Source organism: Lysobacter sp. TAF61, from assembly GCF_052113485.1.
Classification (GTDB): domain Bacteria; phylum Pseudomonadota; class Gammaproteobacteria; order Xanthomonadales; family Xanthomonadaceae; genus Lysobacter_J.
The window spans coordinates 408962-435186 of sequence record NZ_JBFRDH010000002.1 but is presented as its reverse complement, the minus strand read 5'-3'; the positions used below and the strand labels follow the sequence as shown (position 1 = coordinate 435186).

The 26225-nt window shown below is 68.7% G+C and carries 22 protein-coding genes and 1 tRNA gene; 9 read left to right on the top strand and 14 right to left on the bottom strand.

Annotated features, from left to right (window positions below):
• Positions 1 to 244 precede the first annotated feature (244 nt).
• Both AB4Y64_RS06390 and gltB read right to left on the bottom strand, forming a co-directional pair.
• Positions 245 to 1735, bottom strand: a complete 1491-nt coding sequence (locus AB4Y64_RS06390) for an FAD-dependent oxidoreductase (protein WP_441815852.1) — start codon at positions 1733 to 1735, stop codon at positions 245 to 247.
• A gap of 5 nt (positions 1736 to 1740) precedes the next feature.
• Complete coding sequence (gene gltB, locus AB4Y64_RS06385) at positions 1741 to 6207, bottom strand: glutamate synthase large subunit (RefSeq protein WP_441815851.1); 4467 nt, start codon at positions 6205 to 6207, stop codon at positions 1741 to 1743.
• Positions 6208 to 6680: 473 nt separating this feature from the next.
• Between gltB and AB4Y64_RS06380 the strand changes: the two genes are divergently transcribed.
• Positions 6681 to 7949, top strand: coding sequence for a TCR/Tet family MFS transporter (locus AB4Y64_RS06380; protein ID WP_441815599.1), 1269 nt, complete (start codon positions 6681 to 6683; stop codon positions 7947 to 7949).
• A gap of 4 nt (positions 7950 to 7953) precedes the next feature.
• On the opposite strand, the gene AB4Y64_RS06375 is transcribed toward AB4Y64_RS06380, so the two are convergent.
• From AB4Y64_RS06375 to AB4Y64_RS06365, 3 genes are read right to left on the bottom strand one after another with little or no spacing between them, the layout of a single operon-like run.
• Positions 7954 to 8391 (bottom strand): barstar family protein, encoded by a 438-nt coding sequence (locus AB4Y64_RS06375; protein ID WP_441815598.1) that lies wholly within the window; start codon positions 8389 to 8391, stop codon positions 7954 to 7956.
• Positions 8388 to 8864 (bottom strand): ribonuclease domain-containing protein, encoded by a 477-nt coding sequence (locus tag AB4Y64_RS06370; RefSeq protein ID WP_441815597.1) that lies wholly within the window; start codon positions 8862 to 8864, stop codon positions 8388 to 8390. The genes AB4Y64_RS06375 and AB4Y64_RS06370 overlap by 4 nt, the downstream gene beginning before the upstream one ends.
• Positions 8865 to 8867: 3 nt before the next feature.
• Positions 8868 to 9164, bottom strand: a complete 297-nt coding sequence (locus AB4Y64_RS06365; protein ID WP_441815596.1) for an I78 family peptidase inhibitor — start codon at positions 9162 to 9164, stop codon at positions 8868 to 8870.
• Positions 9165 to 9305: 141 nt separating this feature from the next.
• Between AB4Y64_RS06365 and AB4Y64_RS06360 the strand changes: the two genes are divergently transcribed.
• The 4 genes from AB4Y64_RS06360 (at position 9306) to AB4Y64_RS06345 (ending at position 13637) form a co-directional block, all read left to right on the top strand.
• Complete coding sequence (locus AB4Y64_RS06360; protein ID WP_441815595.1) at positions 9306 to 9935, top strand: DUF938 domain-containing protein; 630 nt, start codon at positions 9306 to 9308, stop codon at positions 9933 to 9935.
• Positions 9936 to 10061: 126 nt separating this feature from the next.
• A complete protein-coding gene (locus tag AB4Y64_RS06355) occupies positions 10062 to 11969 on the top strand; it encodes a M61 family metallopeptidase (RefSeq protein ID WP_441815594.1) in 1908 nt (635 codons plus the stop codon).
• A 24-nt stretch (positions 11970 to 11993) separates the two neighbouring features.
• Positions 11994 to 12230: a hypothetical protein gene (locus AB4Y64_RS06350; protein ID WP_441815593.1), complete on the top strand. Its 237-nt coding sequence runs from the start codon at positions 11994 to 11996 to the stop codon at positions 12228 to 12230.
• 57 nt (positions 12231 to 12287) lie between these two features.
• Complete coding sequence (locus tag AB4Y64_RS06345; RefSeq protein ID WP_441815592.1) at positions 12288 to 13637, top strand: APC family permease; 1350 nt, start codon at positions 12288 to 12290, stop codon at positions 13635 to 13637.
• Positions 13638 to 13680: 43 nt separating this feature from the next.
• On the opposite strand, the gene zapE is transcribed toward AB4Y64_RS06345, so the two are convergent.
• From zapE to AB4Y64_RS06320, 5 genes are all read right to left on the bottom strand, one after another.
• On the bottom strand, positions 13681 to 14808 hold the full coding sequence (zapE, locus tag AB4Y64_RS06340) for a cell division protein ZapE (RefSeq protein WP_441815591.1): 1128 nt from the start codon (positions 14806 to 14808) through the stop codon (positions 13681 to 13683).
• Complete coding sequence (locus AB4Y64_RS06335; RefSeq protein WP_441815590.1) at positions 14805 to 15497, bottom strand: alpha/beta hydrolase; 693 nt, start codon at positions 15495 to 15497, stop codon at positions 14805 to 14807. Before AB4Y64_RS06335 ends, zapE begins: the two co-directional genes overlap by 4 nt.
• 105 nt (positions 15498 to 15602) lie before the next feature.
• A complete protein-coding gene (locus AB4Y64_RS06330) occupies positions 15603 to 17360 on the bottom strand; it encodes an ExeM/NucH family extracellular endonuclease (protein ID WP_441815589.1) in 1758 nt (585 codons plus the stop codon).
• Between the two features lie 117 nt (positions 17361 to 17477).
• Entirely contained in the window at positions 17478 to 17993 is a 516-nt protein-coding gene (locus AB4Y64_RS06325; RefSeq protein ID WP_441815588.1) for a c-type cytochrome, read from the bottom strand.
• A 111-nt stretch (positions 17994 to 18104) separates the two neighbouring features.
• Positions 18105 to 18181: transfer RNA gene (locus tag AB4Y64_RS06320), tRNA-Arg, on the bottom strand.
• A 168-nt stretch (positions 18182 to 18349) separates the two neighbouring features.
• On the opposite strand from AB4Y64_RS06320, the gene ubiA reads away from it, so the two are divergent.
• Entirely contained in the window at positions 18350 to 19258 is a 909-nt protein-coding gene (gene ubiA, locus AB4Y64_RS06315; RefSeq protein ID WP_441815587.1) for a 4-hydroxybenzoate octaprenyltransferase, read from the top strand.
• A gap of 22 nt (positions 19259 to 19280) precedes the next feature.
• Here the strand turns inward: ubiA and AB4Y64_RS06310 are convergent, their stop codons facing one another.
• Entirely contained in the window at positions 19281 to 19835 is a 555-nt protein-coding gene (locus AB4Y64_RS06310) for an HdeD family acid-resistance protein (protein WP_441815586.1), read from the bottom strand.
• 139 nt (positions 19836 to 19974) lie between these two features.
• On the opposite strand from AB4Y64_RS06310, the gene AB4Y64_RS06305 reads away from it, so the two are divergent.
• Positions 19975 to 20475, top strand: coding sequence for a Rid family hydrolase (locus tag AB4Y64_RS06305; protein WP_441815585.1), 501 nt, complete (start codon positions 19975 to 19977; stop codon positions 20473 to 20475).
• A 245-nt stretch (positions 20476 to 20720) separates the two neighbouring features.
• Here AB4Y64_RS06305 and AB4Y64_RS06300 read toward each other — a convergent pair whose 3' ends face one another.
• The 3 genes from AB4Y64_RS06300 to AB4Y64_RS06290 form a co-directional block, all read right to left on the bottom strand.
• Positions 20721 to 21281 (bottom strand): HdeD family acid-resistance protein, encoded by a 561-nt coding sequence (locus tag AB4Y64_RS06300; protein WP_441815584.1) that lies wholly within the window; start codon positions 21279 to 21281, stop codon positions 20721 to 20723.
• A gap of 251 nt (positions 21282 to 21532) precedes the next feature.
• A complete protein-coding gene (locus tag AB4Y64_RS06295) occupies positions 21533 to 22987 on the bottom strand; it encodes an Hsp70 family protein (RefSeq protein ID WP_441815583.1) in 1455 nt (484 codons plus the stop codon).
• A 99-nt stretch (positions 22988 to 23086) separates the two neighbouring features.
• Positions 23087 to 23836 carry a ComF family protein gene (locus AB4Y64_RS06290; protein WP_441815582.1) on the bottom strand — a complete coding sequence of 250 codons (750 nt, stop codon included), beginning with the start codon at positions 23834 to 23836 and terminating at the stop codon, positions 23087 to 23089.
• Between the two features lie 49 nt (positions 23837 to 23885).
• Between AB4Y64_RS06290 and bioB the strand changes: the two genes are divergently transcribed.
• Positions 23886 to 24977: a biotin synthase BioB gene (gene bioB / locus AB4Y64_RS06285; protein ID WP_441815581.1), complete on the top strand. Its 1092-nt coding sequence runs from the start codon at positions 23886 to 23888 to the stop codon at positions 24975 to 24977.
• 2 nt (positions 24978 to 24979) lie between these two features.
• Positions 24980 to 26203: an 8-amino-7-oxononanoate synthase gene (gene bioF / locus AB4Y64_RS06280; RefSeq protein WP_441815580.1), complete on the top strand. Its 1224-nt coding sequence runs from the start codon at positions 24980 to 24982 to the stop codon at positions 26201 to 26203.
• Positions 26204 to 26225 lie beyond the last annotated feature (22 nt).

Here is a 26225-nt window from a genome sequence, read left to right as displayed (position 1 = left end):
GAGCGTGACTCTGTGGTGGGTCCTTCGACTCCGGCGCTACGCGCCTACGCTTCCTTCGACTTCGGCGCTCCGCGCCTACGCTTCCTTCGACTTCGGCGCTCTGCGCCTACGCTCAGGACGAACGGTTGTTCTGGGTTCGACGATGTCCCCGTTCGTCCTGAGCGTAGCGCAGCGGAGTCGAAGGAAGCGTAGCGCAGCGGAGTCGAAGGACCGAAAGTTCAGTACCCCAGCGGCAGTCAGACATTCACCCCAGCAGCAATCGCACAATCCCCGCAGCCGCTTCCCTTCCCTCATACGCCGCCGTCACCACCAGGTCCGCGCCGCGCACGCTGTCGCCACCGGCAAACACCCGTGCATTGGCCGTCTGGAACGGCAACTTCGCATCATCGGCCGCTTTGCGCCGCGAGCCGCAGCCCGAAGCCGCAGGCTGCACGCGGATCCGCCCATTGCCCTCCAGCTCAATCCCATGCGCCGACAGCCATTGCGGCGGATCGGGCTGGAAGCCGAAGGCGATGATCACCACGTCCGCCGCCAGCACCGATTCGCTGCCTTCGACGATCTCCGCGTTGCGACGGCCCTGCGCGTCCGGCGCGCTGAGCTGCGTCTCGGCCACGCGCACGCCGGTGACGTCACCGTCCTCGCCGAGCAACGCCAGCGGTTGCCGGTTGAACAGGAACTGCACGCCTTCCTCGCGGGCGTTGGCCACTTCGCGCGCCGAGCCGGGCATGTTGGCTTCGTCGCGACGATAGGCGCAGGTCACGCGCGATGCGCCCAGGCGCACCGCACTGCGCACGCAGTCCATGCCGGTGTCGCCGCCGCCGAGCACGACCACGCGCTTCCCGTGCAGGTCGGGCAGGGCGACGTGGTCTTCCCAGCCGGCGATCGGCTTGCCGTCCACTTCGTCCTCGCCGTGCACCAGGCGCCCGTTCTGCACCAGGAACGGCAATGCCGGCAGGACGTTGCGCAGATCCTGCCCCGGTAGGCCGCCGTCGGTGTAGCGATAGCTGCCCAGGCCAAGGAACACCGCGTCGAAGTCCGCCAGCAGGGTGTCGAGGCCGATGTCGCGCCCGATCTCGACACCGAGGCGGAACGTCACGCCCATGCCTTCGAGCACGTCGCGGCGCGTGGCCATCACCGACTTGTCGAGCTTGAAACTGGGGATGCCGAAGTGCAGCAGTCCGCCGATCTGCTCATAGCGGTCGAACACCGTGGCTTCGATGCCGGCGCGGGCCAGCCGGTCCGCGCATGACAGCCCCGCCGGGCCGGCGCCGACCACCGCCACCCGCTTGCCGGTGGCGACGACGCGCGACAGGTCCGGGCGCCAGCCATCGGCAAGCGCGCGATCGGCGATGTACTTCTCCACTGCGCCAATCGTGACCGCACCAAAGCCGTCGTTGAGCGTGCAGCTGCCTTCGCACAACCTGTCCTGCGGACAAACGCGTCCGCACACTTCCGGCAGCGGGTTGGTCTCGTGCGCGAGCGCGGCCGCCTCGTGGATGCGGCCTTCGCGGGCGAGTTCGAGCCAGTTCGGGATGTAGTTGTGCAGCGGGCACTTCCACGCGCAGTACGGATTGCCGCAGTCGAGGCAGCGGCTGGCCTGGTGCTTGGCTTCGGCTTCGCCGAAGCGACCGTAGAGCTCGTTCCAGTCGCCGCCCTGGCGCAGCTCGAGCGGGATCCGCGCCGGCATCTGCCGGGGGGTCTCGCGGAAAGCAAACACGGGCTTCTTTGCGTCCATCTTGCTCACGCTGCCCTCCTGAGGTTTTCCGCCAGCGACTCCAGGCTCGCCGCCTTCGGCTTCACCAGCCAGAATTTGCCGAGGTAGTCGCGCATCTCGTCGAGGATGCGCTGCGCCCAGACGCTGCCGGTCAGGCGGATATGCGCCTCGAGCAGTTCGCGCAGATGCGAGCGGTGGTTCTCGAAGCCATCGGCGGCGATACGCAGGATGTCGATCAGTTCGTGGTTGTAGCGGTCGACGAAGTCGCGCTCGGTGTCGAGCACGTAGGCCATGCCGCCGGTGAAGCCGGCACCGAAGTTGAGACCGGTTCGGCCGAGCACGGCGACCACGCCACCGGTCATGTACTCGCAGCAGTGGTCGCCGGCGCCTTCGACGACAGCCGTGGCGCCGGAGTTGCGCACCGCGAAGCGTTCGCCGGCGCGGCCCGCGGCATACAGCTCGCCACCGGTGGCGCCGTAAAGGCAGGTGTTGCCGAGGATCGGCGTTTCGTGGGCGACATAACGCACACCCTGCGGCGGGCGGATCACGATGCGGCCGCCGGCCATGCCCTTGCCGACATAGTCGTTGGCTTCGCCGTTGAGCTCGAAGTGCAGGCCACCGGCATTGAACGCGCCGAAGCTCTGTCCCGCGGTGCCGTCGAAGCGCAGCGTCAGCGGCGTGTCGCTCATGCCGCGGTCGCCATGCACGCGGGCGATGCGCCCGGACAGCCGCGCGCCGATGCTGCGGTCGGTGTTGCGGATCGCATGGCGATACTCGCCACCCAGCTTGCGGTCGATGGCGTCGGCCAGCTCGGCATCGAGCCTTGCGGCCAGGCCGGTCGGATCCGCCGCCGGTTGCGGCGCACCGCAATGGCCGCCATGGGCGAGGCCGCTGCCGGCCAGCAACGGCGCAAGATCGAGTCCGTGCTGGCGGTCGCTCTCGCCATCCACCTGGCGCAACAGATCCGTGCGGCCTACCAGCTCGCCGAGCGTGCGCACGCCCAGCTGTGCCAGCCACAGCCGCACTTCCTCGGCGAGCAGGCGGAAGAAGTTCTCGACGCGCTCGGGCAGCCCGGTGAAGTGATCGCGCCGCAGCGCATCGTCCTGCGTGGCCACACCGGTGGCGCAGTTGTTGAGGTGGCAGATGCGCAGGTACTTGCAACCCAGCGCGATCATCGGCGCGGTGCCAAAGCCAAAACTCTCGGCGCCGAGCAGTGCGGCCTTGATCACGTCCAGGCCGCTCTTGAGGCCGCCGTCGGTCTGCAGGATCACGCGCTCGCGCAGGTCGTTGGCAATCAATGCCTGGCGCGCTTCCGACAGGCCCAGTTCCCACGGCGTGCCGGCATAGCGGATTGACGACAGCGGGCTGGCGCCGGTGCCGCCGTCGTGGCCGGAGATGGTGACGAGATCGGCGCCGGCCTTGGCCACGCCCGTCGCGATCGTGCCGACGCCGGCGTGCGAGACCAGCTTCACCGACACCAGCGCCTTCGGGTTGACCTGCTTGAGGTCGAAGATCAGCTGCGCCAGGTCTTCGATCGAATAGATGTCGTGGTGCGGCGGCGGCGAGATCAGGCCGATGCCGGGCATTGCGTAGCGCAACCGCGCGATCAGCTCGTTGACCTTGTGGCCCGGCAGCTGGCCGCCTTCGCCGGGCTTGGCGCCCTGGGCGATCTTGATCTGCAGGACCTCGGCATTGACCAGGTACTCGGGCGTGACACCGAAGCGGCCCGAGGCGATCTGCTTGATCTTGCTGACCTTGTCGGTGCCGTAGCGGACCGGGTCTTCGCCGCCTTCGCCGGAGTTGCTGCGGCCACCGAGGCGGTTCATCGCGATCGCCAGCGCCTCGTGCGCTTCGGGCGACAGCGCGCCCAGGCTCATCGCCGCCGAATCGAAGCGGCGCACGATCGACGACACCGGTTCGACTTCATCGAGCGGAATGGGCGTCGCCGCCGATACATCGACGTCGAGCAGGTCGCGCAGCGCCGCGGTCTGGCGCTCGTTCACCGCCTCGGCATAGCGCTGCCAGTCGCTCCATTCGCCGGTGGCGACCGCGCGCTGCAGGCGCACGACCACGTCGGGATTGAACAGGTGGTACTCGCCACCGGGCGTGTACTTGAGCAGGCCGCCGATGGCGGGCAGGGCATTGGCGTTCCAGGCGTGGTCGGCCAATTGCGCCGCATCGGCATGCAGGTCGTCGAAACCGGCACCGCCGATGCGCGAAGGCGTACCGGCGAAGCACAGGTCGACCACGTCGCGATCCAGGCCGACGATCTCGAACAGGCGCGCACCGCGGTAGCTGCCGATGGTGCTGATGCCCATCTTCGAGATGATCTTGAGCAGGCCCTTCTTGATGCCGCGACGGTAGCTGCGGCCGATCTGCGCGACTTCGCCATGCTTGGTCTTGAGGATGCCGCGCACGCCCAGGTCGTGCAGGGTCTGGTAGGCGAGGTACGGGTACACCGCGGTCGCGCCGAAGCCGAGCAGGCAGGCGAAATGGTGCGGGTCGCGTGCGGTGCCGGTCTCGATGATCAGGTTCGATTCGCAGCGGATGCCGGCGCGCGCCAGGTGCTGGTGGACCGCGCCGGTGGCGAGCAGGGCGTGCGCCATCAGGCGGTCGGGCTGCGGGTAACGGTCGCTGAGCACCAGCAGCACCTTGCCGGCGCGGGTGGCCGCTTCGGCTTCGGCGCAGATGCGCTCGAGCGCGGCCTTGAGGCCTTCCTCCGGCGCGTAATGCAGGTGGATCAGCGCATGCGACTCGTCGTACGGCGCCATCGCCAGCAGCTGGCGGAGCTTGCGCTGCGACAGCACCGGCGAATTGAGATGGACGTGGCCGACATTGGCCGGGCCGTCGGCGAAGACGTTGCCCTCGCGGCCCAGCTGCGTCGCCAGCGACATCACGCAGTCCTCGCGCAATGGGTCGATCGGCGGGTTGGTGACCTGGGCGAAGGCCTGGCGGAACTGGTCGTAGAGCGGCCGCACCTGCTTGCTCAGCACCGCCATCGGTACGTCGTCGCCCATCGAGCCGATGCCTTCCTGCTCGGTCTCGGCAAGCGGGCGCAGCACCTGCTCGCGCTCCTCGCGGGTCAGCTGGAACAACTTCTGGAACGTCGCCAGCGTCTCCGCATCGAACGGCTCGGCCGCCAGTTGCGGGTCGATCAGCTCGGTCTGCAGGTAGGTCATGCCCTGCTTGAGCCAGCGCTTGTACGGCGCGCGTGCGCGGTTGATGCGGTCGATCGCGTCGGAGTCGAGCAGCTCGCCCAGGTACAGGTCGGCGGCGATCATCTCGCCCGGGCCGAGCTTGCCCTTGGCCTCGATCTCCTCGGCCGGCATCTCCCACACGCCGGCTTCGGAGGCGATCAGGAAGTGGCGGTCGCGCGTGCGCAGCCAGCGTGCAGGGCGCAGGCCGTTGCGGTCGAGCGTGCAGGCGGCATAGCGGCCGTCGACGGTGACGATGCCGGCCGGGCCGTCCCACGGCTCGGTGTTGAGCGCGTAGTACTCGTAGAACGCGGCGAGATCGGCGTCCTTGTACTCAAGCGATTGCGTCGCCGGAGGGATCAGGATCCGCATCGCCTTGAGCAGGTCCATGCCGCCGGCCTGGAGCAGCTCGAGCATGTTGTCGAGCGACTGCGAATCGGAGCCGTCGGTGGAGATGACCGGATCGAACTCGGTCAGGTCCAGCGCCGGCGTGTGCCAGGCATGCACGCGTGCCTGCGCCCAGGCGCGGTTGCCGGCGATGGTGTTGATCTCGCCGTTGTGCGCCAGCAGCCGGAAAGGTTGCGCCAGCGGCCAGCGCGGCGTGGTGTTGGTGGAGAAGCGCTGGTGGAACACCACCACGCTCGCCGCCAGGTCGGCGCGCTGCAGGTCCGGATACAACTGGGCGAGGCGATCGGGCAGGACCATGCCCTTGTAGCCGATGCTCGCCGCCGACAGGCTGACCACGTAGAAGTCGGCGAGATCGCGCAGCGCCTGCTCGGCGCGGCGGCGGGCGAGGAACAGCGAGCGCTGGAAGATGCCGGCATCGAACGCGCCGGCCGGCCGCACGAAGACCTGCTCGATGCGCGGCATCGTGCGCTTGGCCAGTTCGCCGCAGGCGCTGAGGTCCACCGGGACCACGCGCCAGCCAGCGACGTCGACGCGTTCGCGCTGCAGCTGTGCATTGAGTGTGTCGCGCGCGCGCGCGGCGTCGGCTTCGTCGTGCGGCAGGAACACCAGGCCGGAGGCGTAGTGCGGGCCGAGCGTGATGCCGGCTTCGCGCGCGAGCGAGCGCAGGAAGATATCGGGCTGGCGGATCAGCAGGCCGCAGCCGTCGCCGCTGAGGCCGTCGGCAGCGATGCCGCCGCGATGGGTCATGCGTACCAGGGCGTCGATCGCGCGGTCGACGATGGCGCGGCTGGGCGCGTCGTCGAGCTGTGCGATCAGGCCAAAACCACAGGCGTCCCGCTCGTCGCGGGGGTCGTAAAGACCGACAGGGCCGGTGCGGTACTGCTGCTCCATCGTTACTCCGTCGTCGCTGTCGTGCAGCGCGTTGTGCGGCTTGAAATCGTTGGACAACGAAACCTGGCTCGCAGGGACGGGGCATGACGGTCCGCTCGCGCGGTCCGACCTGCCTGATGCCCTGGTTCAACCGAATAAAGCACAAATTGTGCGATGCGGCAATTTGCGCCGCAGGCTGTCCGGCGACCGTCACCAGATACCATCCAAGTTGTTGATGTCATTGGGGAATGCGGGCGAAAATCACAGCGTTTTGGTAACGATTGAAACCATTGCGAGCGGCGATGCGCGGCGGTGTCTGATGGACAACGCCGTCACGCATTTCGTAGCCCGTCATTCCCGTCGTGGCCCGTCAATCCCGCGAAGGCGGGAACCCAGGGACGTTGCCTTCGGATCCCGGCGTGCATCGCGATGCCGGACAAGGTGGGCAGCCGCGATAAACTCCGATCATTCCCGACACGCCCTGCGGCCCATCCGTGACCGATACGACTCCTGCAAGCGGCGCGCGCCGTAGCGCCGCGCTCGCCTTCATTTTCGTCACCATCCTGATCGACGTACTTTCGTTCGGGCTGATCATCCCGGTGCTGCCGCACCTGATCGAGCAGTTCGCCGGCGGCGACACCGCGCACGCCGCCTACTGGGTGGCGGCGTTCGGCTTCCTGTTCGCGGCGATCCAGTTTGTGACCTCGCCGATCCAGGGCGCCCTGTCGGACCGCTTCGGCCGCCGCCCGGTGATCCTGATCTCGTGCCTGGGCCTGGGCCTGGACTTCGTCTTCATGGCGTTGGCGCCGTCGCTGGCGTGGCTGCTGGTGGGCCGCATCATTTCCGGCATCACCTCTGCCAGCTTCACCACCGCCAATGCCTATGTCGCCGACGTCACCCCGGCCGACAAGCGCGCCAAGAGCTACGGCCTGCTCGGCGCGGCGTTCGGCGTCGGCTTCATCGTCGGCCCGCTGATCGGCGGCCAGCTCGGCGAGATCGATCTGCGCCTGCCGTTCTGGTTCGCCGCGGGCCTGGCGCTGGTCAACTTCTGCTACGGCTGGTTCGTGCTGCCCGAGTCGCTGCCGAAGGAAAAGCGCAGCACGCGCTTCGACTGGTCGCACGCCAATCCGCTCGGCTCGCTGGTGCTGCTCAAGCGCTACCCGCAGGTGTTCGGCCTGGCGGCGGTGGTGTTCATCGCCAACCTCGCCCACTACGTCTACCCGAGTGTGTTCGTGCTGTTCGCCGACTACCAGTACAAGTGGGGCCCGCGTGAGGTCAGCTACGTGCTGGCGATTGTGGGTGTGCTCAACGTGATCGTGCAGGCGGGCCTGGTCGGTCGGATCGTGCACGCGATCGGCGAACGCCGCGCGTTGATCATCGGCCTGTGCTTCGGCGCGGTCGGATTCGCGATCTACGGCTTCGCCGACGTCGGCTGGGTGTTCCTGATCGGCCTGCCGATCTCGGCGATCTGGGGCCTGGCGGCGCCGTCGACGCAGGCGCTGATCACGCGCCAGGTCGGCGCGGACGTGCAGGGCCGCATCCAGGGTGCGCTGATGAGCCTGGTCAGCCTGGCCGGGATCATCGGGCCGGCGGTGTTCGCCGGCAGCTTCGGCTACTTCATCGACGACCGCGCGCCGGTTCACCTGCCGGGCGCACCGTTCCTCATTGCTTCGGGGCTGCTGTGCGTCGCGGTGGTGATCGCGTGGCGCTATGCGCGGGTTCCGGTGCAGGCCACGCCGGTGGTGGCCGCGCAGGCGCGCTGAACTTTCAGTCTTCCAGCGCCGCCAGCTGTTCGGCGGGGAACGGCAGCAACGCCCAGAACGCGGTGTTGTTGCCGGCCCAGCGGAAGGCGCTCTCGTTGAGGATGTCGAGCAGCGTGTCGAAATCCTCGCCGTGCCCGGCACGCCAGCCATCGGCGTGCTCGACCAGCAGCAGGTAGCCGGGGGCCGGCATCCATGACAGGTCGGCAAGACTGTCGGCCAGCGCATCCCAGTTGCCGCCGAACCAGTCGGGGAACTGCGCGGCGGCTGCGAATCGCTGCATCAGCGCCGCCTTGTCGCTGCAACCGGCCAGGTCGATGCGCAGCACCGCGTAGTCCAGGGCCGCGCCGGCCTGCGCCATCGATTCGGTATCGCGCGCATCGATGAAGTAGGCGCCGCTGTGGGCCGGATCGGCCAGGATCGAACGCAGGTCGGTCGCGCTCATCGGCGTGCCTCCATCGCTGGTGGTTCGAAGCGGCGGAAGGTGCGGTAGTGGTCGTCGCTGTACCAGAACTCGGCCGGTGGATCGCCGCCGGTGATGATGCGGCGCGCGCCGCGGTCATCCGCGCCAGGAGTCTCCACCGTGTACTCGCGGTAATAGCCGTGCGGTTGCGGGGGCAGGCGCTTCTCGCGGTTCTGGAACACGCTGCCATCCTGTCGGTGCGCGTAGGGGCCGCCCTGGGCGATGCGGCCCAGGACATCGCGGGCCTCGCGCGGCAGGAAAGCGGGGTACTGGCTGGCTTCAGCGCTGGCGGGCGCAGACAACGGCGCAGGAACCGGCCCGGACATCGGCGCCGACACCTGGCCAGCAGGCGCGGTCACCGGCGCGTGCAGCTCACCGTTTCCGGAATGCCGGGTCCACAGCCAAAGTCCGATCAGGACGATGGCGGCGAGCAGGCCGAGGTGGCGACGCTGCATCGATCAGCCGCAACGCAGGCCGGTGATCGCGCCGCGGTCGTTGACGTCGACGTTGATGCGGTCTTCGCGGAAATCCATGGTGGCCGCCTGGCCGGGACGCAGCACCCGCGACTCGCGGCTGCCGGTGTCGCGCAGGATGCGGTTGACGATGTCGTCGTTCACGCCCTGGCCGATGGCCCAGCGCGCGGCTTCGACATTGCACACGCCCGACGGCGGCACGGCGCCGCCAGCGGCGGGCGGCGCGGACGCGCAGCCGGCCAGGGTCAAAGCGATTGCCGCGAAGGAAAAGCTGCGGAACATGGGGAATCTCCGGTAGGGACCAGCGTGGGCGCACCGTGCGCCCGATGCCGTGTGCGGGGTGTAAACGCGGGAGAGCATAGCGGGTGAGGGATGACAGCAAGACCAATAGGCAACGATGGCGTTCAGCGCTATATAGCGTGGATGAGCGAACGCCCCTACGCCCCTGCCTGCGACCGCAACCGCGATCCGATCCTCGGCGTACTGCGTGAGCAGTTCGCCGACCGTCGCGATGTACTCGAAGTCGGCAGCGGCACCGGCCAGCACGCGGTGTACTTCGCCGCGGCGATGCCGTGGCTGCGCTGGCAATGCAGCGACCAGGCGGCCTCGCTGCCCGGGATTGCGATGTGGCTGGACGAGGCGGCATTGGCCAACACGCCGGCCCCGGTCGAACTGGACGTGGCCGGTGGACCGTGGCCGCGCGCCGACAACGACGACGGCCGATTCGACGCGGTGTTCAGCGCCAACACGCTGCACATCATGGGCTGGCCGGAAGTGCGCGCATTCTTCGCCGGCCTGGCCACCGTGCTCACCGCGGGCGCGGTTGTCGTGGTGTACGGGCCCTTCAACTACGACGGCCAGTACAGCAGCGACAGCAATCGCGACTTCGACGGCTGGCTGAAGGCGCGCGACCCGCGCTCGGGCATACGCGACGCCGCAAAGGTGGATGCGCTGGCCCGCGCGATCGGCCTGCGCCTGGTGGCCGACGTGGCGATGCCGGCCAACAACCGCTGCCTGGTGTGGAAGCGGGACGCCGTGGCTGTGTCGAGCTGACGACGGAGACTTTGCCGAAGCTGGCGAACGTGCGCGTCGTCACGCCATCCGTGGCCTATGGCAGGGGTGCGCAGGCGCCAACCCCCGTAACGATGCGGGGTTGGCCGTCTTCCACAGGGGTTGGTAATGCTTCTTCGTTCTTCTGCGCCGCGCCTGCGCGCACTGCCGTTGCTGGTTTCCACGCTGCTCGCCGCACCCGTCACGCAGGCGCAGACCGCGCCCCCGCAGGACGTGGTCTATCCCGGCACGCTGGCGCTGACCATCGATGCCACCGACCTCAACCACCGCGTCTTCCGCGCCAGCCAGCAGATCCCGGTGCAGCCGGGCCCGCTGACGCTGCTGTACCCGCAGTGGATTCCGGGCAACCACTCGCCCAGCGGCCCGGTCAACCGCGTCGCTGGACTGAAGATCACCGGCAACGGCCAGCGCATCCAGTGGCGCCGCGACCCGCTCGATGTCTATGCGTTCCAGCTGGTCGTGCCCGAAGGCGTCAGCAGCCTGGATGTCAGCTTCGACGTGCTCACGCCGACCGCCGGCGAACAGGGTCGCATCACCATGACCCAGGACATGCTCAACCTGCAGTGGAACCAGGTCGCGCTGTACCCGGCCGGCCACTACGCGCGCCGCATCCAGATCGCCCCGGCGCTGAAGCTGCCCAGCGGCTGGCAGGCCGGCACCGCATTGGAAGTGGCGTCGAAGGAAGGCGACACGGTGCGCTACAAGCCGGTGCCGTTCGACACGCTGCTCGATTCGCCGGTCTATGCCGGCCGCTACTTCAAGCAGGTCGACCTCGACCCCGGCGCGAAGGTGCCGGTGCGGCTGAACATCGTCGCTGACGATCCGAAATACCTGGAGGCCAAGCCGGAGCAGATCGAGGCCCACCGCAAGCTCGTCGCCCAGGCCTACAAGCTCTACGGCGCGCGCCATTACGACCACTACGATTTCCTGTTCTCGCTGTCGGACCAGATGGGCGGCAATGGCCTGGAGCATCAGCGCTCCAGCGAAAATGGCGTTGGCCCGGAATACTTCACCGACTGGGCTGCCAACGCCGCCGACCGCGACCTGCTGCCGCACGAGTTCACGCATTCCTGGAACGGCAAGTACCGTCGCCCGGCCGACCTGACCACGCCCAACTTCAACGTGCCCATGAGCGACACGCTGCTGTGGGTGTACGAGGGCCAGACGCAGTACTGGGGTTACGTGCTGGCTGCGCGCTCGGGCCTGTGGACGCAGGATCAGGCGCGCGATGCGCTGGCGCTGGTCGCTTCGACCTACAGCACCGATCGCCCGGGTTTTGCCTGGCGCAATGTCCAGGACACCACGCTCGACCCGATCATCAATTCGCGCAAGCCGCAGGCGTATCGCAGTTGGCAGATGAGCGAGGACTACTACAGTGCGGGCCAGCTGATCTGGCTGGCGGTCGACAACAAGCTGCGCGACCTGACCGGCGGCAAGCGTTCGCTGGACGATTTCGCCAAGGCGTTCTTCGGGGTCAAGGACGGCGACTGGGACGTCAACACCTACGACTTCGATGAGGTCGCGCGCACGCTCAACGGTGTGGCGGCGTATGACTGGGCGACCTTCCTGCGCGATCGCGTCGACGCCAATGCGGCGCCGCTCGACGGTCTGGCCGCCAGTGGCTGGAAGCTGGTCTACACCGATACGCCCAGTGCGTACCAGAAGGCGATCGAAGCTGATCGCAAGTCGGCCGATTTCAGTGCTTCGCTGGGCATGTCGGTGTCGAGCAAGGATGCGACGGTCAGTGGGGTGCGTTGGGATGGTCCGGCCTTCGATGCGGGTATCGCGCCGGGTACGACGCTGCTGGCCGTCAACGGTTATGCGTTCGAGAACGATCGGTTGAAGGATGCGATCAAGGCCAATCGCGATGGGTCCCGGCCGATCGAGCTGATGGTCAAGCACGGTGAGGTGGTACGGACCGTGCACCTGGACTATCGCGATGGGCTGAAGTATCCGCACCTGGAGCGGATTGCGGGCACGCAGGATCGTTTGTCGAAGATCTTCGCGCCGAAGTAGCAGGCCGCCATAGCGGTCGCGCTGTTGGCCGCAGGCGGGCTGGATGCGCTGCAGGCAGTGGTGATCATTGTCGCGTTGCCGTTCGCGCTGCTGCTGGTGGCAGTAATGGTGTCGCTGCATCGCGTGCTCTCGCAGGATCTCGGCCGACGCGAACGCGATGCGCGCGAACTGCACCGCGCGGAATTGCGCTGGCTGACGCAGGAGCGCGAGCGCAGCCTGGCCGGCGGCAACGATCAGGTGCCGCCCGGCGGAACGGCTTAGACATGAACAGCACCTATGTGCGACCCTCCCCCGCAACCCAGGACCGATGCAAGCCCAATGACGGACGCCCCCAGCACTGACCCCGATACGTCGCTACGGGGGGAAGCTGCACTGGTGCGCTCGCTGGGCTCGTTCCAGCTGGGTGCCTCGATCATCAACATCATCGTCGGCGCCGGCATCTTCATGCTGCCTGCCCTGCTGGTCGCGCGCATGGGCAAGGCCGCGCCGCTGGCCTTCGTCGCCGGTGCGGTGGCGATCATTCCCATCGCCCTGTGTTTCGCCGCGGTCGGTAGCCGCGCCTCGGCCACCGGCGGCCCGTACACCTATGTCACCGCCTGCTTCGGGCCGTTTGCCGGTTTCCTGACCGGGGCGCTGATGTGGATCTGCAACGTCGCCTCCAGCGCCGGCGTTGCCGCGGCGCTGACCAGCCAGGTCGCGCATGCCTATCCGCAGTTCGCGCTGGCCTCGCCGCGCGCGCTGCTCATCGCCGCGGTGTACAGCGCGCTGTTCGCCCTCAACGCATTCGGCGTCAAGCTCGGCGCGCGCATGATCGTGGTGCTGGCGGCGCTGAAGCTGACTCCGTTATTCCTGCTGGCAACGCTGGGCCTGTTCTTCGTCGACTGGCACCAGGTCAGCTTTGCCTGGGCCGATGTCCCGTCGTGGTCGGCGCTGGGATCGTCGCTGGTGCTGGTGGTGTTCGCCTATGCCGGCATGGAGACCGCGCTGGTGCCGTCGGGCGAAGTGCGCGATCCGGCCCGGCACGTGCCGCGCGCAACCATGAGCGCAATAGTGATCGTGGTGCTGCTCTACATCGGCATCCAGGCCGTGTGCCAGGGCATGGTCGGCGACAACCTGCCTGCCAGCACCGCCCCCATCGCCGACGCCGCCCACGCGCTGTGGTCACCGGGACGCACGCTGCTGCTGGTGACGGCCTGCGTGTCGATGCTCGGCTTCCTGATGGGCAATCTGTTCTCGTCGTCGCGGCTGCTGTTCGCGCTGGGCCGCGACGGCTTCCTTCCGGGCGCCTTCGGCCTGGTCGACGTGCGCCATCGCGTGCCGATGCTGGGCCTGTTCGCCCATGCCGCCGTCGCCATCGTGCTCGCCGTGGCCGGCAGCTTCGAGACCCTGGCGCTGATTTCCGGCGGTGCCATTTGCCTGGTGTTCGCCGCGGTCGCGGTGTCGGCCTGGTGGGCGCAGCGGATCAACCTGCGCGGCCAGGGCGAACCGCTGGTGCTTCCCGGCGGTACGCTGGTGCCGGGCCTGGCGGTGCTGACCATGGCCGCGATCCTGGCCACGCTGACCGAGAACGAATGGGTGGCGATCGCGTTGTCGTTGACGGCGCTGGTGGTGGTCTACGCGGTGCTGGCGGCGATGCGCGGCCGCGGCGCGCGCAAGTCGGCGATCTGAGCAATGTCCTCGGCATGACCGGGTGCCGGGGCTGCGTCGATCCTCAGCCGCGATGCTCCAGCGCCAGGTACTCCGCCGATTGCATCTCGATCAGGCGCGATGCGGTGCGCTCGAAGGCGTGGGCGAGCTTGCTGCCGGCATACAGCGCGGTCGGGACCACGTCCGCGGTGCAGACCAGGTTGACGTGACGGTCGTAGAGCTCGTCGATGAGGTGGACGAAACGTCGCGCCGGGTCGTCGTTGCTGCCGTCGAACAACGGGATGCCCCCGACCAGCACCGTGTGGCACTCGGTGGCGATCTCGATGTAATCGCTGGCCGCGCGCGGACCTTCGCACAGTGCGGCGAAATCGAACCAGGCGTGGCCCTCGGCCAGCGCGCGCACCGGGATCTGGCGGCCGTCGATCACCAGCGGCCCGTCTTCACGCGGGCAGGTCGCGGTGAGCTCGTGCCAGCGCTCGCCCAGCCAGGTGTCGGAGGCGGCATCGAGCGGGGCGCGGTACACCGGTGAGCGGGTCAGCGCGCGCAGGCGGTAGTCGTGGGCGCTGTCGAGATGAAGCACCCGGCAATGGCGCTCGAGCTGCGCGATCGCGGGGACGAAGCTGGCGCGTTGCAGCCCGTCCTTGTAGAGGTTGCGCGGCTCGGTATTGGACGTGGTGACCAGCGCCACCCCCTCGGCGAACAGGCGTTCGAGCAGGCGGCCAAGCAGCATCGCGTCGCCGATGTCGTTGACGAAGAACTCGTCGAGCACCAGCACGCGCAATTGCTGGCCCCATTCGCGCGCGATCGACGCCAGTGGATCGCTCTCGCCGGCGTGCGCGTGCAACTGCGCATGGACCTCGCGCATGAAGCGGTGGAAGTGCGTGCGGCGCTTGCCGATCGCGTCGTCGCCGGCCACGGGCAGCGAATCGAAGAAGAGGTCGATCAGGAAGGTCTTGCCGCGGCCGACACCGCCCCACAGGTACAGCCCCAGCGCAGCCTGCGGCTTGCGCCCGAGCAGGCCGTCGAGCAACCCGCGCCTGCGCGGCTCGTGCAGCGCGGCATGAATACGGTCGAGCTCGCGCAGCGCGGCATGCTGGGCCGGATCGTCGTTCCAGTCGCCCCGGGCGACGCCGGCGGCATAGAGCGTGGACGGCGTTCCGGTCGGGGCCGCATCCCGGACGACCGTGCTCATGCGTCTTGAGGCGCCTGTTCCGGCGGCAGGTAAGGCTTCACGCCGTGCTTGATCACGCCGCGCAGGTCGATCAGGCGGCGGTGGAAGAAGTGGCTGGTGTCGGGCATCTTCACCAGCTCCGGCGGCTGCCGCAGCTGCTTGAGGCTGTCGAGCCAGGCGTACACGGCCTGCGGGTCGACGATCTCGTCGGCTTCGCCCTGGATCACCAGCCACGGGCACTCCGGCGGCACGATCTTGCTGAAGTCCCAGTTGCGGCCGGCGGCCGGCGGCGCGATCGAGATCACCATGCCCGGCTTGAGTTCGGCCGCGCACTTGAGGGTGATGTAGGAGCCGAAGCTGAAACCGGCCAGCCACAGCTGCGCGTCCGGGCGCTGCGCGCGCACCCATGCAGCCACCGCGCGCAGGTCGTCGGCCTCGCCGTGGCCGTGGTCGAAGCTGCCGGTGGAGGCGCCAGCGCCACGGAAGTTGAAGCGCACCGTGGCCGCGCCCGACTCGCGCAGTGCGCGCGCCGTCATCGTCACCACCTTGTTGTGCATCGTGCCGCCGTCGGTCGGCAGCGGGTGGCAGACGATCGCCACGACCGGCCGGGCTGGCGCCTCGGGCGCCTCGACGGTGAGTTCGAGCGCGCCGGCCGGACCATCCAGCAGCAACGTGGTGGCGGCGTCGGTGGGGAACGCGGGAGTGTTCATGCGCTCATGATACGGGGAGGCGGGTTCAGGCTCCGTAATCCGACGGTCCCGGGACCTTCCACCAGGACCGTCATCCCGGCGAACGCCGGGATCCATTGCTCGGCTTCAGCGCCCGCGCAGGTCGAAACCCAGCAACAGCGGGTCGTGGTCGGAGCTGCGCCACGGCCCGGCGCCGCCGTCGCGATAACCGGCGCTCTCGGGTTCATCGGCATTGCTGTGCCACTCGGCGGCGCCACGCAGGCGCTTCGCCAAGTCCGCGCTGAGCAGGGCATGGTCGAGCCGGCCGAGCTTGCCGTCGTAGACGTAGCTGTAGGGGGCCTCGCTGTTGGGGGCATCACTGCTGGATGCGGCGACAGCGAACGCGTCGCGCCAGCCATCCTCCTCGAAAGCGCGCAGCGGCGATTCGCGCGCATACGCGTTGAAGTCGCCCACCAGCAGGGTCAGCGAGCGGCCGTGACCGGTCGGGTTGGCGATGGCAAAGCTGGCGAGCAGGCGCGCCGACATGGTGCGCGTGGCGTTCCAGCAGCCGGCGCCATCGCCCTGGTCGCGATCGTCTCCTTCGGCGCCGCTGCAACCCTTCGACTTGAAGTGGTTGGCGATGACGACGAGCGTCGCGCCATCGACGCGACCGTCCTTGATCGGCACGAACGCCTGCGCCATCGGCGCGCGGCTGTGCGGCCCGAACGGACCGCCTTCCATTGTCACCGGACGGCCCTGCGCGCGAACGCGGTCGCCGCGGTAGATCAGGCCGACCCGGATCGCGTTGTCGCCCGGGCCCCGGCCGGCATCGACGAAGCGCCAGTGGGCGCCACCCGCACCGGCGGCGTTGAGCGCATCGACCAGCGAGGCGATGCTGGAGTCGCGGCCGTAGCCATCGTTCTCCAGTTCCATCAGGGCGACGATGTCGGCATCCAGGGCGCTGATGATGGCGACGTGCTTGGCCAGCTGCGCCGACAGTTCCGCCGGGGTGCGTGCGCCGCGCGGGGTCGGGAAACCACCGCCGTGGCCATCGCCGTTGAAGAGGTTCTCCAGGTTCAGCGCCGCCACACGGACGTCGCCGGCCACCTTCGGCGGCTGTGGCCGCGGGGCGGCTGCCAGGCTCGGGCTCGACGTTAGCTGCAGGCGATAACCGGCGTCGGCCTGGTCGAGGACGCCGCTGACGCCGTCGAGGCGACTGCCGCTGCGCGCCTGCGCCAGGCCCTCGGGCCATGCGACCGCCAATTCGCCGTCTCCGCCACCGGCCTCAAGCCAGAGCTGTCGGCGCGCGTTGTCCGCAACGATCGCGCGCGCGGCCTCGGTACCCGGCCCGGCGCGCTCGGTCGGCTGCCACAGGCGCGCACCGACGCTGGCCAGGACGCGGCCGTGCTTGCCCAGGTCGCCACTGTCTGCCAGCAACACCGGCGCCTGGATCCGCACCGCCATGCCTTCCAGCCGCTCCCAGTCCGCCACCGCTTCGGCCACGGCGACCGGCGTCACCGTCCCGTGCCCGAGGCGCTGCACCTGGGCCTGTTCGAGGGCGGTGCGGCTGGCGCGGCCACGGGCCTGTTCGACCACCACGCCGCGCAGCCGCACGCGGTCGCCGGGCACGATCCGGTCGCCGGCATCGTTGCCCGCGACGAAAATCGCATCGGAGCTGGCCTCGTCGCCGTCGCCGTTGTCCTGCAGGAACCAGCCGCCCCCCTTGGCGCCTGCGCTGACCACGCCCTCGACGGTGACCGTCTGCCCCAGTAGCGGACTCTGCGCACCGGTGCCCTGCACGCGGCCGATCGCGATGGCATCGGCAGGGCTGGAAAGGGTGTTGCAGCCGGCCAGCAGGCACGGAACGAGCAGCAGGGCGAAAGCGGTCGGGCGGGTCGGGGTCATGGCGCGTTGGCAGCAGGGCGGTCGCGCATTATCACGACGAATGACGGCACTGGCTCGCCAGAAACGACAACGCCGCCCGGAGGCGGCGTCGCGCAAAGCGGGCGGCGATGCCGGCGCTTACTTCAGGTTGCCCAGCATCCAGTCGACCGTGGCCATGACCTGCTCGTCGGTCAGGGCCGGGTTGCCACCCTTGGCCGGCATCACGCCGGACGTGCCGGTGAAGCCTTCGATGGCGTGCTTGTGCAGGGTGTCCTTGCCCTTGCCGATGCGCTCGGCCCAGTGGGCCTTGTCGAGCGTCGGCGCGCCGCCGGCGCCGGAGGTGTGGCAGCCGGTGCACAGGTTGTTGAAGATCACCGAGCCGTCGGTGGTGCCGCCATAGGCGACCTGCGAGGCGGCCTGGGCAGCGGCTGCGGCCGAAGCGGCGGCCTGGGCCGCGGCGCCGGTGGTGCCGGCATAGACCGAGCCGACCGGCGCGATGCGTTCGGCGGTGCGCTTGGCCACGTCGGGGTTGATCTCCGGCGGCAGCTGATCGTGCACGAAGCTCGCAGCCACCATCAGGCCCACGGTGACCAGCATCAGGAAGCCGATCACCATCGAGAATTTCTTAAGGAACTCAAGGTCGTAATTGCGCACAAACCCACCTATGGCACGCACCCTTGCCGGGCACGCGTAGCTTCGACGAATAGTGGCCAGTATAAAGCCCGCCCCCGTGCTCCAGGCCACAGCAGGCCTGGGACATGGAAGTGGCGCGCCCGGAGGGATTCGAACCCCCGACCAATGGCTTCGGAAGCCACTACTCTATCCGGCTGAGCTACGGGCGCCTGGCTAAGATCCTGCGCGAATGGCCTGACCGGATGAATCCGATCACAGTCGCTCCGCGCGGGGCTGGCATTCTATCTGCAAATGCCCGGTCACGGGCTGCCGCGGCCGCCTTCAAGCCGCATTTCGCGCCCTCCGGGCGCCAATCGACCATCATCAGTCGCTGGAATATGAGTTACGAACGCTTCGAAACCCCGCCCGTCGAGCCGTGGAAGGCGCGCCTGGCCCTGTACTGGAAGCTGGTCCGCGGCGACCGCCCGATCGGCTGGCTGCTGCTGCTGTGGCCGACCTGGTGGGGCCTGTGGCTGGCGGCCGAGGGCATGCCACCGCTGTGGACGCTGTTCGTTTTCAGCGCCGGCGTCTGGCTGACCCGCTCGGCCGGCTGCGTGATCAACGACTACGCCGACCGCTGGCTCGACCCCCACGTCGAACGCACCCGGGACCGCCCGCTGGCGACCGGCGAGGTGCGCGGGCGCGAGGCGCTGGCGCTGTTCGCTGTGCTGATGCTGGCGGCTTTCGCCCTGGTGCTGACGATGAACCGGCTCACCATCTGGATGAGCTTCATCGGCGTGCTGCTCGCGGCCAGTTATCCCTATCTCAAGCGCTACACCCACCTGCCGCAGGTCTACCTCGGCGTGGCCTTCGGCTGGGGCATTCCGATGGGCTTCGCCGCCGTACGCGGCGAGGTGCCGGCGCTGGCCTGGCTGCTGTACGCGGCCAACATCGTCTGGTCGACCGCCTATGACACCTGGTACGCGATGGTCGATCGCGACGACGACCTGCGCATGGGCAGCCGGTCGACGGCGATCCTGTTCGGCGAGATGGACCTGGTCGCGCAAGGCGTGCTGTACGCGCTGTTCTTCGGCGCACTGGTGCTGGTCGGCCAGCGCGCGGGCATGGGCGACTACTACTGGGCCGGCGTGGCGGTTGCTTTCGCGCTGGTCGTCTACGAGTTCGTCATCGCCCGCACCCGCGAACGCGCGGCCTGCTTCCGCGCGTTCCTGCACAACCACTGGGTCGGGCTGGCGGTGTTCGCCGGCATCGCGCTCGATTACGCGATGCGCGGGCCCACGGCCTGACGTGGACGACTGACGCGCCTGCCTAGACGTATCTGGCCAGCTTGCGCAGGCGGAAGCCGGCGATGATCTGCAGCACGCCGTAGAACAGCGCGACCACGCCGATCCACAGCGCCACCGTCACCAGCCCTGCCGCCGGGCGGGCGAAGAACATCACGCCCAGTGCGATCGCCAGCACGCCGCTCAGGGCGATCAGCCATTCGCCTTCGATCTCCTTGCGCACGCGGATGGCCAGGACGATGCGCCAGATGCCGGCGATCACCAGCCACACCGCCAGCAGGAGCAGGAGGATGCCGGCCACGGCCAGCGGGTGCATCACGGCCATCAGTCCGAACGCGATCGAGGCCACGGCATACAGCGCCAGCCAGCCCTTGGACACGGTGACGTCCTTGCGGAACAGGGCGAACACGCTGATCAGGCCTTCGGCCAGCGCCATCACGCCGAACGCCCAGGCCATCGCGATCGCGGTGCTGCCGGGCCAGACGAATGCGCTGATGCCGAACAGCACGGCGATCACGCCGTACACCACCAGCACCCACCAGCTGCGTCCCAGGCTTGCCAACAATCCACTGCTGCTCATCGCGATCTCCTTTGCGTCGATGGCGGGCAGGGTGAACGCGGGGCGGTTTGGAGCGCGTGAAGCCCAAATGCACGTTCGTGACTGGCAGCGGCCGGTCAATTGCGCTGCAATCGGCGCATCCCAGTGCCGGAGTCCGTCCATGCGTCGCCTGTGCCTGTCGTTGTTGCTGATCTGTGCCGCCACGTCCAGCCAGGCCCAGCAGGCGCCGGTGCGAGAGCATCTGGCACCCGCCGGCTGGGAAGATTCGTACCACGGCCTGCATTACAGCCCGGTGGTGCGCATCGGCGATCGCGTGATCATCTCGGGGATTCCCGCGGCCGAGGGCGATACCGAAGAGGCCAAGATCCGTTGGGCGTTCGAGCAGATGAAGGCACACCTTGCGACGGTCGGTGCAACGATGGCCGACGTCGTCGAGCTGCAGAGTTTCCACGTCGCGCGCGACCACGACGAATTTCGCCGCCGCATCGAGCCGGTGCTGAAGGTGCACCGCGAGTTCTTCAAGGATCACTACCCGGCGTGGACGGCGGTCGGCACCACGGCGCTGTACTCGAAAGACGCGCCGATGGAGATACGCGCCGAGGCAATCATTGGTTCGGGCGCGAAGGCGAAGGCGGATATTCCGGTGCCGACTGCACCTTAGGCGTCTAGTGTTGGGCGTTGGGCGTGAGGCTTGTGGCTTCCGAAGGGCGTCGTCCGCCGGGTCGGGGACTGCTCCGCCCCTTAGTCGGACATCCTGTCCGATGCGGTGCGCGGGACATCCATGTCCCGCTGCTGCGCAATCCCCGACCCGGCGGACGACGCTCCAGCGTTTCATTACCCGGTCTTCGTTCCTCAAGCCGTCATTCCCGCGAAGGCGGGAACCGATGGACGTTGCTTCGTGCGCTCCTATCCGCCATTGCGCGACGCTTGCCGCCGCAGCAGGCGCCATCCCAGCAGCAGTTGCACGACGCCATAAAGCAGCGCACCCATCGCGACCCACAAGGCGATCGTGTTCAGGCCGATGTCGGGCTTGGCCAGGAACAGCACGCCCAAGGCGATGGCCAATGCGCCGCTCAGTGCCAGCAGCCATTCGCCGCTGACCAGCTTGCGCAGCAGCGAAGCGAACACCAGGCGGGCGATGCCGGCGACGATCAGCCACAACGCCAGCAGCCACAGCATTGCCTCGGCGAGCCAGAGGGGCTGGTACAGGGCCAGCGCGCCCAGTCCGATCGATGCCGCGGCATAGGCGATCAGCAACCAGTTCGGCAGGCAGATGTCCTTGCGGAACACGCTGAGCAGGCTGACCGCACCGTCGATCAGGGCGAGCAGGCCAAAGGCCATCACCATCACCTGCACGGTCCGCTGCGGCCAGCACAGCATCGCGATGCCGAACGCCAGCGCGATCACGCCGTACAGCACGAACACCCAGCCACTGCGCGCGACCGATTCGTCCTCGATCCTGCCCATCACCTGCTCCAGTCGGTGAAAGTCGCTGCATGGATACGGCGCGGCCGCGGTCAGGTCAAGTCGCCGTCTGGTTTCGAGGCCCGCAACTAGGCTCGGTGCGATCCGATGCCTACGGGCGTAGTTTCGAGAGCAACTGGATACCTATAGGTGGCTAAAGTCAACGCTAATGAATACTTATAGGTAAACAAACGTCAAAACAAAGTTACCTCCAGGTATCCAAATGCGCTTCGGCCTACCTTTGTGTGCCGGCTTCACTCGCTCTGGCCAGCCGCCGCAGCGTGCGCCAGCCCCGTCACCACGCCGAGCGACGCGTCGCCGGTGACGATCGCGGCGTCCGGAAAGACCTCCCGCACGGCCACCGGCACGTACGGTGAACGCGACATGCCGCCGGTGAGGTACACGACCTCCGGTTCATAGGGCAGCTCCGCCCTGGCGCGGCGCATCAATTCGCACAGGTGGCGCAGGAACGGGCTGGCCGCGTCCTCCAGCCGCGCCTTGTCGAGGCGCACCTGCAGGCCGTCTTCGATGTAGTCGAGTTCGAACTCGACCCGGTCCTCGTCGCTCAGGCGGATCTTGGCCTGCTCCACGGCACGGTTCAGGCGCACCGTGTGGCCGGGCAGCTTGAGCTGTTCCAGACGGGCGCCGAAAGGGGCCTCCACGTGCTTGAACGAGGCGTGCTGGAACCTGTTCTGCCGCTCCAGGTCATGCACGGTCGATGCCTCGTAGTAGCGGTGCACCGCGGTCGGCGTCACGCCCTTGCCGAACAGCGCCATGACGCCGCGCATGCTCAGCTCGATGTCGACGTCGGTGCCGCCGACCGGGTCGCCCCACGAACCGTCGATGACCGGCGCCGCAGCCGGCCCGCCGACATTGGCGAGCGCGATATCGGTGGTGCCGCCGCCGATGTCCAGGATCAGCGTCCGGCGTGGCGTGGTCACGCCGCGGTGATAGCCGAAGGCCGCCGCCGCGGGTTCCTCGAGGAAATCGACCGAATCGAATCCGGCCGCGTAGGCCGCGTCCGTCAGGATCTCCAACGCCTGCGCGCCGCCTGCTTCCTTCATGCTGCTGCGAAATCGCACCGGCCGGCCCATGAGCGCCGATCGCACCTCGGTGCCAAGCTGCGCCGATGCCGTGGTGCGGATGTGTCGCAGCAACTGCGTGGCGATCCGCAGCAGCGCCTCGCGCGCATTGCCCTCGAGCTTGTAACCCAGCATCGACTTGGGCGAGACCACGAGATGACCGCTGCCGCTGGCCATGTACGCCTTGACGGCTTCGTCTCCGTACAGCGCGTTCTGCACGTCCGCGCCGGCGTCCATCGCTTTGCGGATCTCATTGGCCGCCCATTGCCGGCGCACCGCGACCACGGCGGCACGGTGCATCTCGTGATCCGATTGCCTGCGCGCCGTTGGCACCAGGGCAAGCGCCTGTGCGCGCTGGTGCTCCGGCCGCCGCATGGCTTCATCGCGCAGGCGCTGCACGCGCGCCTGGTCCTGGGTCTGGTCGCGCCGCGCCCCGGCGACGAGCGCCCTCACCTGATCTTCCAGTTCGGCGGTCAACTCGAACTGCGCGACATCGGGCATGCGCAGCGGGAAGAACACCGTCGTTCGGAACTGCCGGTCGTCGCCGAAACGGATCAGCTGCAGCTGACCGTCGACGACCGCACCCGCGGCTGAATAACTCGTCCCGAAGTCGATTCCAATCCGCATGGCGCTGCTCTGTGTCGTGTTCTGCTGGTGTGACCTGTCAGTTTGACGCCAACGCTTCGAGCACGCCGACTAATCGCACCCACTGATCGCATCGACTGATCAGGCCACCCGCGCGCACACCCAGACATCGACCCGCGCCACGCCGGCGCGTTGCAGGGCCATGGCCGCGGCGCGCGCCGTGGCGCCGGTGGTCATGACGTCGTCGATCACGGCGACGTGTGCCGGCAGCGCGGCACCCACGCGGGCCGCGAAGGCATCGCGCACGTTGCGGCGGCGATCATCGCCATCCAGCGTCGACTGCGGTGCGGTCGCCCGCCGGCGCAACAGCAGGTCATCGCGCAGCGGCAGCTGCAGTGCGCGCGCCAGGGGACGCGCCAGTTCCAGCGCCTGGTCGTATCCGCGGCGGCGCAACCGCGAGCGGTGCAGGGGCAGCGGCACCAGCGCCTGCGGCGGCTCGGCGCGGGCCAGGCTGCGCGCCATCAGCGCCGCCAGCAGTCGGGCGCTGGCGAGGTCGCCATGGAACTTCACCCGTGGCAGCAGCCGGTCCAGCGGCGGTGCATAGAGAAAGACCGCGCGGGCCGACGCTTGCGGCGGCGGCCGGCGCAGGCATCCGCCGCAGGTGGTCGCGGCGGTCGCGGTAGTCGCCAGCGGCAGGGCGCAGCGTGCGCAGGCGCCCAGGTTGAAGGGCAGGTCGGCGTGGCAGGCCCGGCACAGATCCAGCCCGTCATCGCCCGGGTCGGCGCAGAGCAGGCAGCGTGGCGGCCACAGGGCCGCGCCGAGGCGCCGCAGCCAGCCTCCCGGCGCACCGTCAACTTGATCGCCCCCTGTTTGGTTGACAGTGCCGGCCACGCTTTCCAGACTGCCGGCCCTGTCCCGCCGCAACTGTCGGAAAAGCCATATGTCAGCTGTAAGCGCTGCGCCTTCCCCTTCCTCGACCCCCGCCGCCGACCTCACCGCCTTGCGCCACGACTGGTCGCGCGCGGAAGTACGCGCCCTGTTCGACCTGCCGTTCCCGGAGCTGCTGCACCGCGCCGGCCTGGTCCACCGCGAGACCTTCGACCCGGCGCAGATCCAGGTCAGCACGCTGCTGTCGATCAAGACCGGCGGCTGCCCCGAGGACTGCGGCTACTGCCCGCAGGCCGCCCGCTACCACACCGGTGTCGAGGCCACGAAGCTGATGAGCACCGAGGCGGTGATCGAAAAGGCCCGCCAGGCCAAGGCCGCCGGCGCCAGCCGCTTCTGCATGGGCGCGGCCTGGCGCTCGCCGAAGGACCGCGACATCCCGAAGGTCGCGGCCATGATCTCGGAAGTGAAGGCGATGGGCCTGGAGACCTGCGCGACGCTGGGGATGCTCTCGGGCACGCAGGCGCAGGCGCTGCGCGAGGCCGGCCTGGACTACTACAACCACAACCTCGACACCGCGCCGGAGTTCTACAACCAGATCATCCACACCCGCGAGATGCAGGACCGGCTCGACACCCTGTCGCACGTCCGCGACGTCGGCATGAAGACCTGCTGCGGCGGCATCGTCGGCATGGGCGAGTCGCGCGAACAGCGCGCCGGCCTGCTGCAGACCCTGGCCAACCTGCCGGCGCACCCGGACTCGGTGCCGATCAACCGCCTGGTCCAGGTCGAGGGCACGCCGCTGGCCGGGGCCGAGCAGCTGGACCCCTTCGAATTCGTCCGCACGGTGGCCGTGGCCCGGATCCTGATGCCGCGCTCGATGGTCCGCCTCTCGGCCGGCCGCGAGGCCATGAGCGACGAGTTGCAGGCCCTTTGCTTCCTCGCCGGGGCAAATTCCATCTTCTACGGTGAGAAATTGCTGACGACCGGTAATCCCGACACCGAGCGGGATATGGCATTGTTTGCCCGACTGGGCCTGCGACCGATGCAGGTCACTCAACAGGGGACCACCGTGCACGCCGATATCGTCGAACAAGTCGACGTCGATCCGTCGTCTTCGTCGTTCTGCCCGACCCGGGCGGCCTAGCCATGGGACGGGAGACGTGGCGTGAGCGTATCGAGGCAGCGCGCGAACAGCGCGTGGCGAACGCGCGCGTTCGCGTCCGGCGCACGGTCACCCAGCGCGATGGTGCGCGCTGCGTGGTCGACGGCCGCTCCCTGCTGAACTTCTGCGGCAACGACTATCTCGGCCTGTCGCAGCACTTCGCCGTGGTTGGCGCGCTGCAGGACGCGGCCTCGCGCGAGGGCGCCGGTGGCGTCGCCTCGCACCTGGTCTGCGGCCACCACGCCATCCACGACGCGCTCGAGCGCGAACTCGCCGACTGGCTCGGCGCGCCGCGCGCGCTGCTGTTCGGCAGCGGCTACATGGCCAACCTGGCGGTGATCCAGTCGCTGCTGGGCGATGATGACGTCTGCGTCCAGGACCGGCTCAACCATGCCAGCCTGATCGACGCGGCGCGCCTGGCCGGTTGCCGCCTGCGCCGCTACCCGCATGCCGATGCCGAGGGCGCCATCCGCCAGCTGCGCGGCATGCCCGAAGGCATGGCGATGATCGCCACCGACGGCGTCTTCAGCATGGACGGCGACGTCGCCCCGCTGCGCGAGCTGGCCCTGGTCGCACGCGTGCAGAAGGCGCTGCTTTATGTCGACGATGCCCATGGCATCGGCGTGGCCGGCCCGGATGGCCGGGGCACCGTCGCCGCAGCCAAGCTCGGCACTGCCGACGTACCCCTGCAACTGGCGACGCTGGGCAAGGCCCTGGGCGGCTACGGCGCGGCGATCGTCGGCGACGCCGACCTGATCGGGCACCTGTCCGAGACCGCGCGCACCTACATCTACACCACCGCCTTGCCGCCGGCCCAGGCCGCGGCGACGCTGGCCGCGGTCAAGCTGGCACGCACCGAACATTGGCGCCGCAACAAGCTCGAGGAACTGACCGGTCGCTTCCGCGAACGCGCCCAGCGCCTCGGCCTCGACCTGCTCGACTCGCAAACGCCGATCCAGCCGGTCCTGTGCGGCGAAGACGACCGCGCACTGGCCATGGCGCAGGCGCTCGAACAGGCCGGTTACTGGGTCGCGGCGATCCGCCCGCCGACCGTGCCGGAAGGCCGCGCGCGTCTGCGCGTGACGCTCTCGGCACTGCATGGCGCCGGCGATGTCGACGGCCTGGTAGATGCCATCGCCAAGGCCCGCGACCGCCTCAACCTCGGCATGACCGGCCTGCCCGAGCGCAATCTCGCCCTGGTTCGATGAGGTGGCCGGTGAACGGTCACCG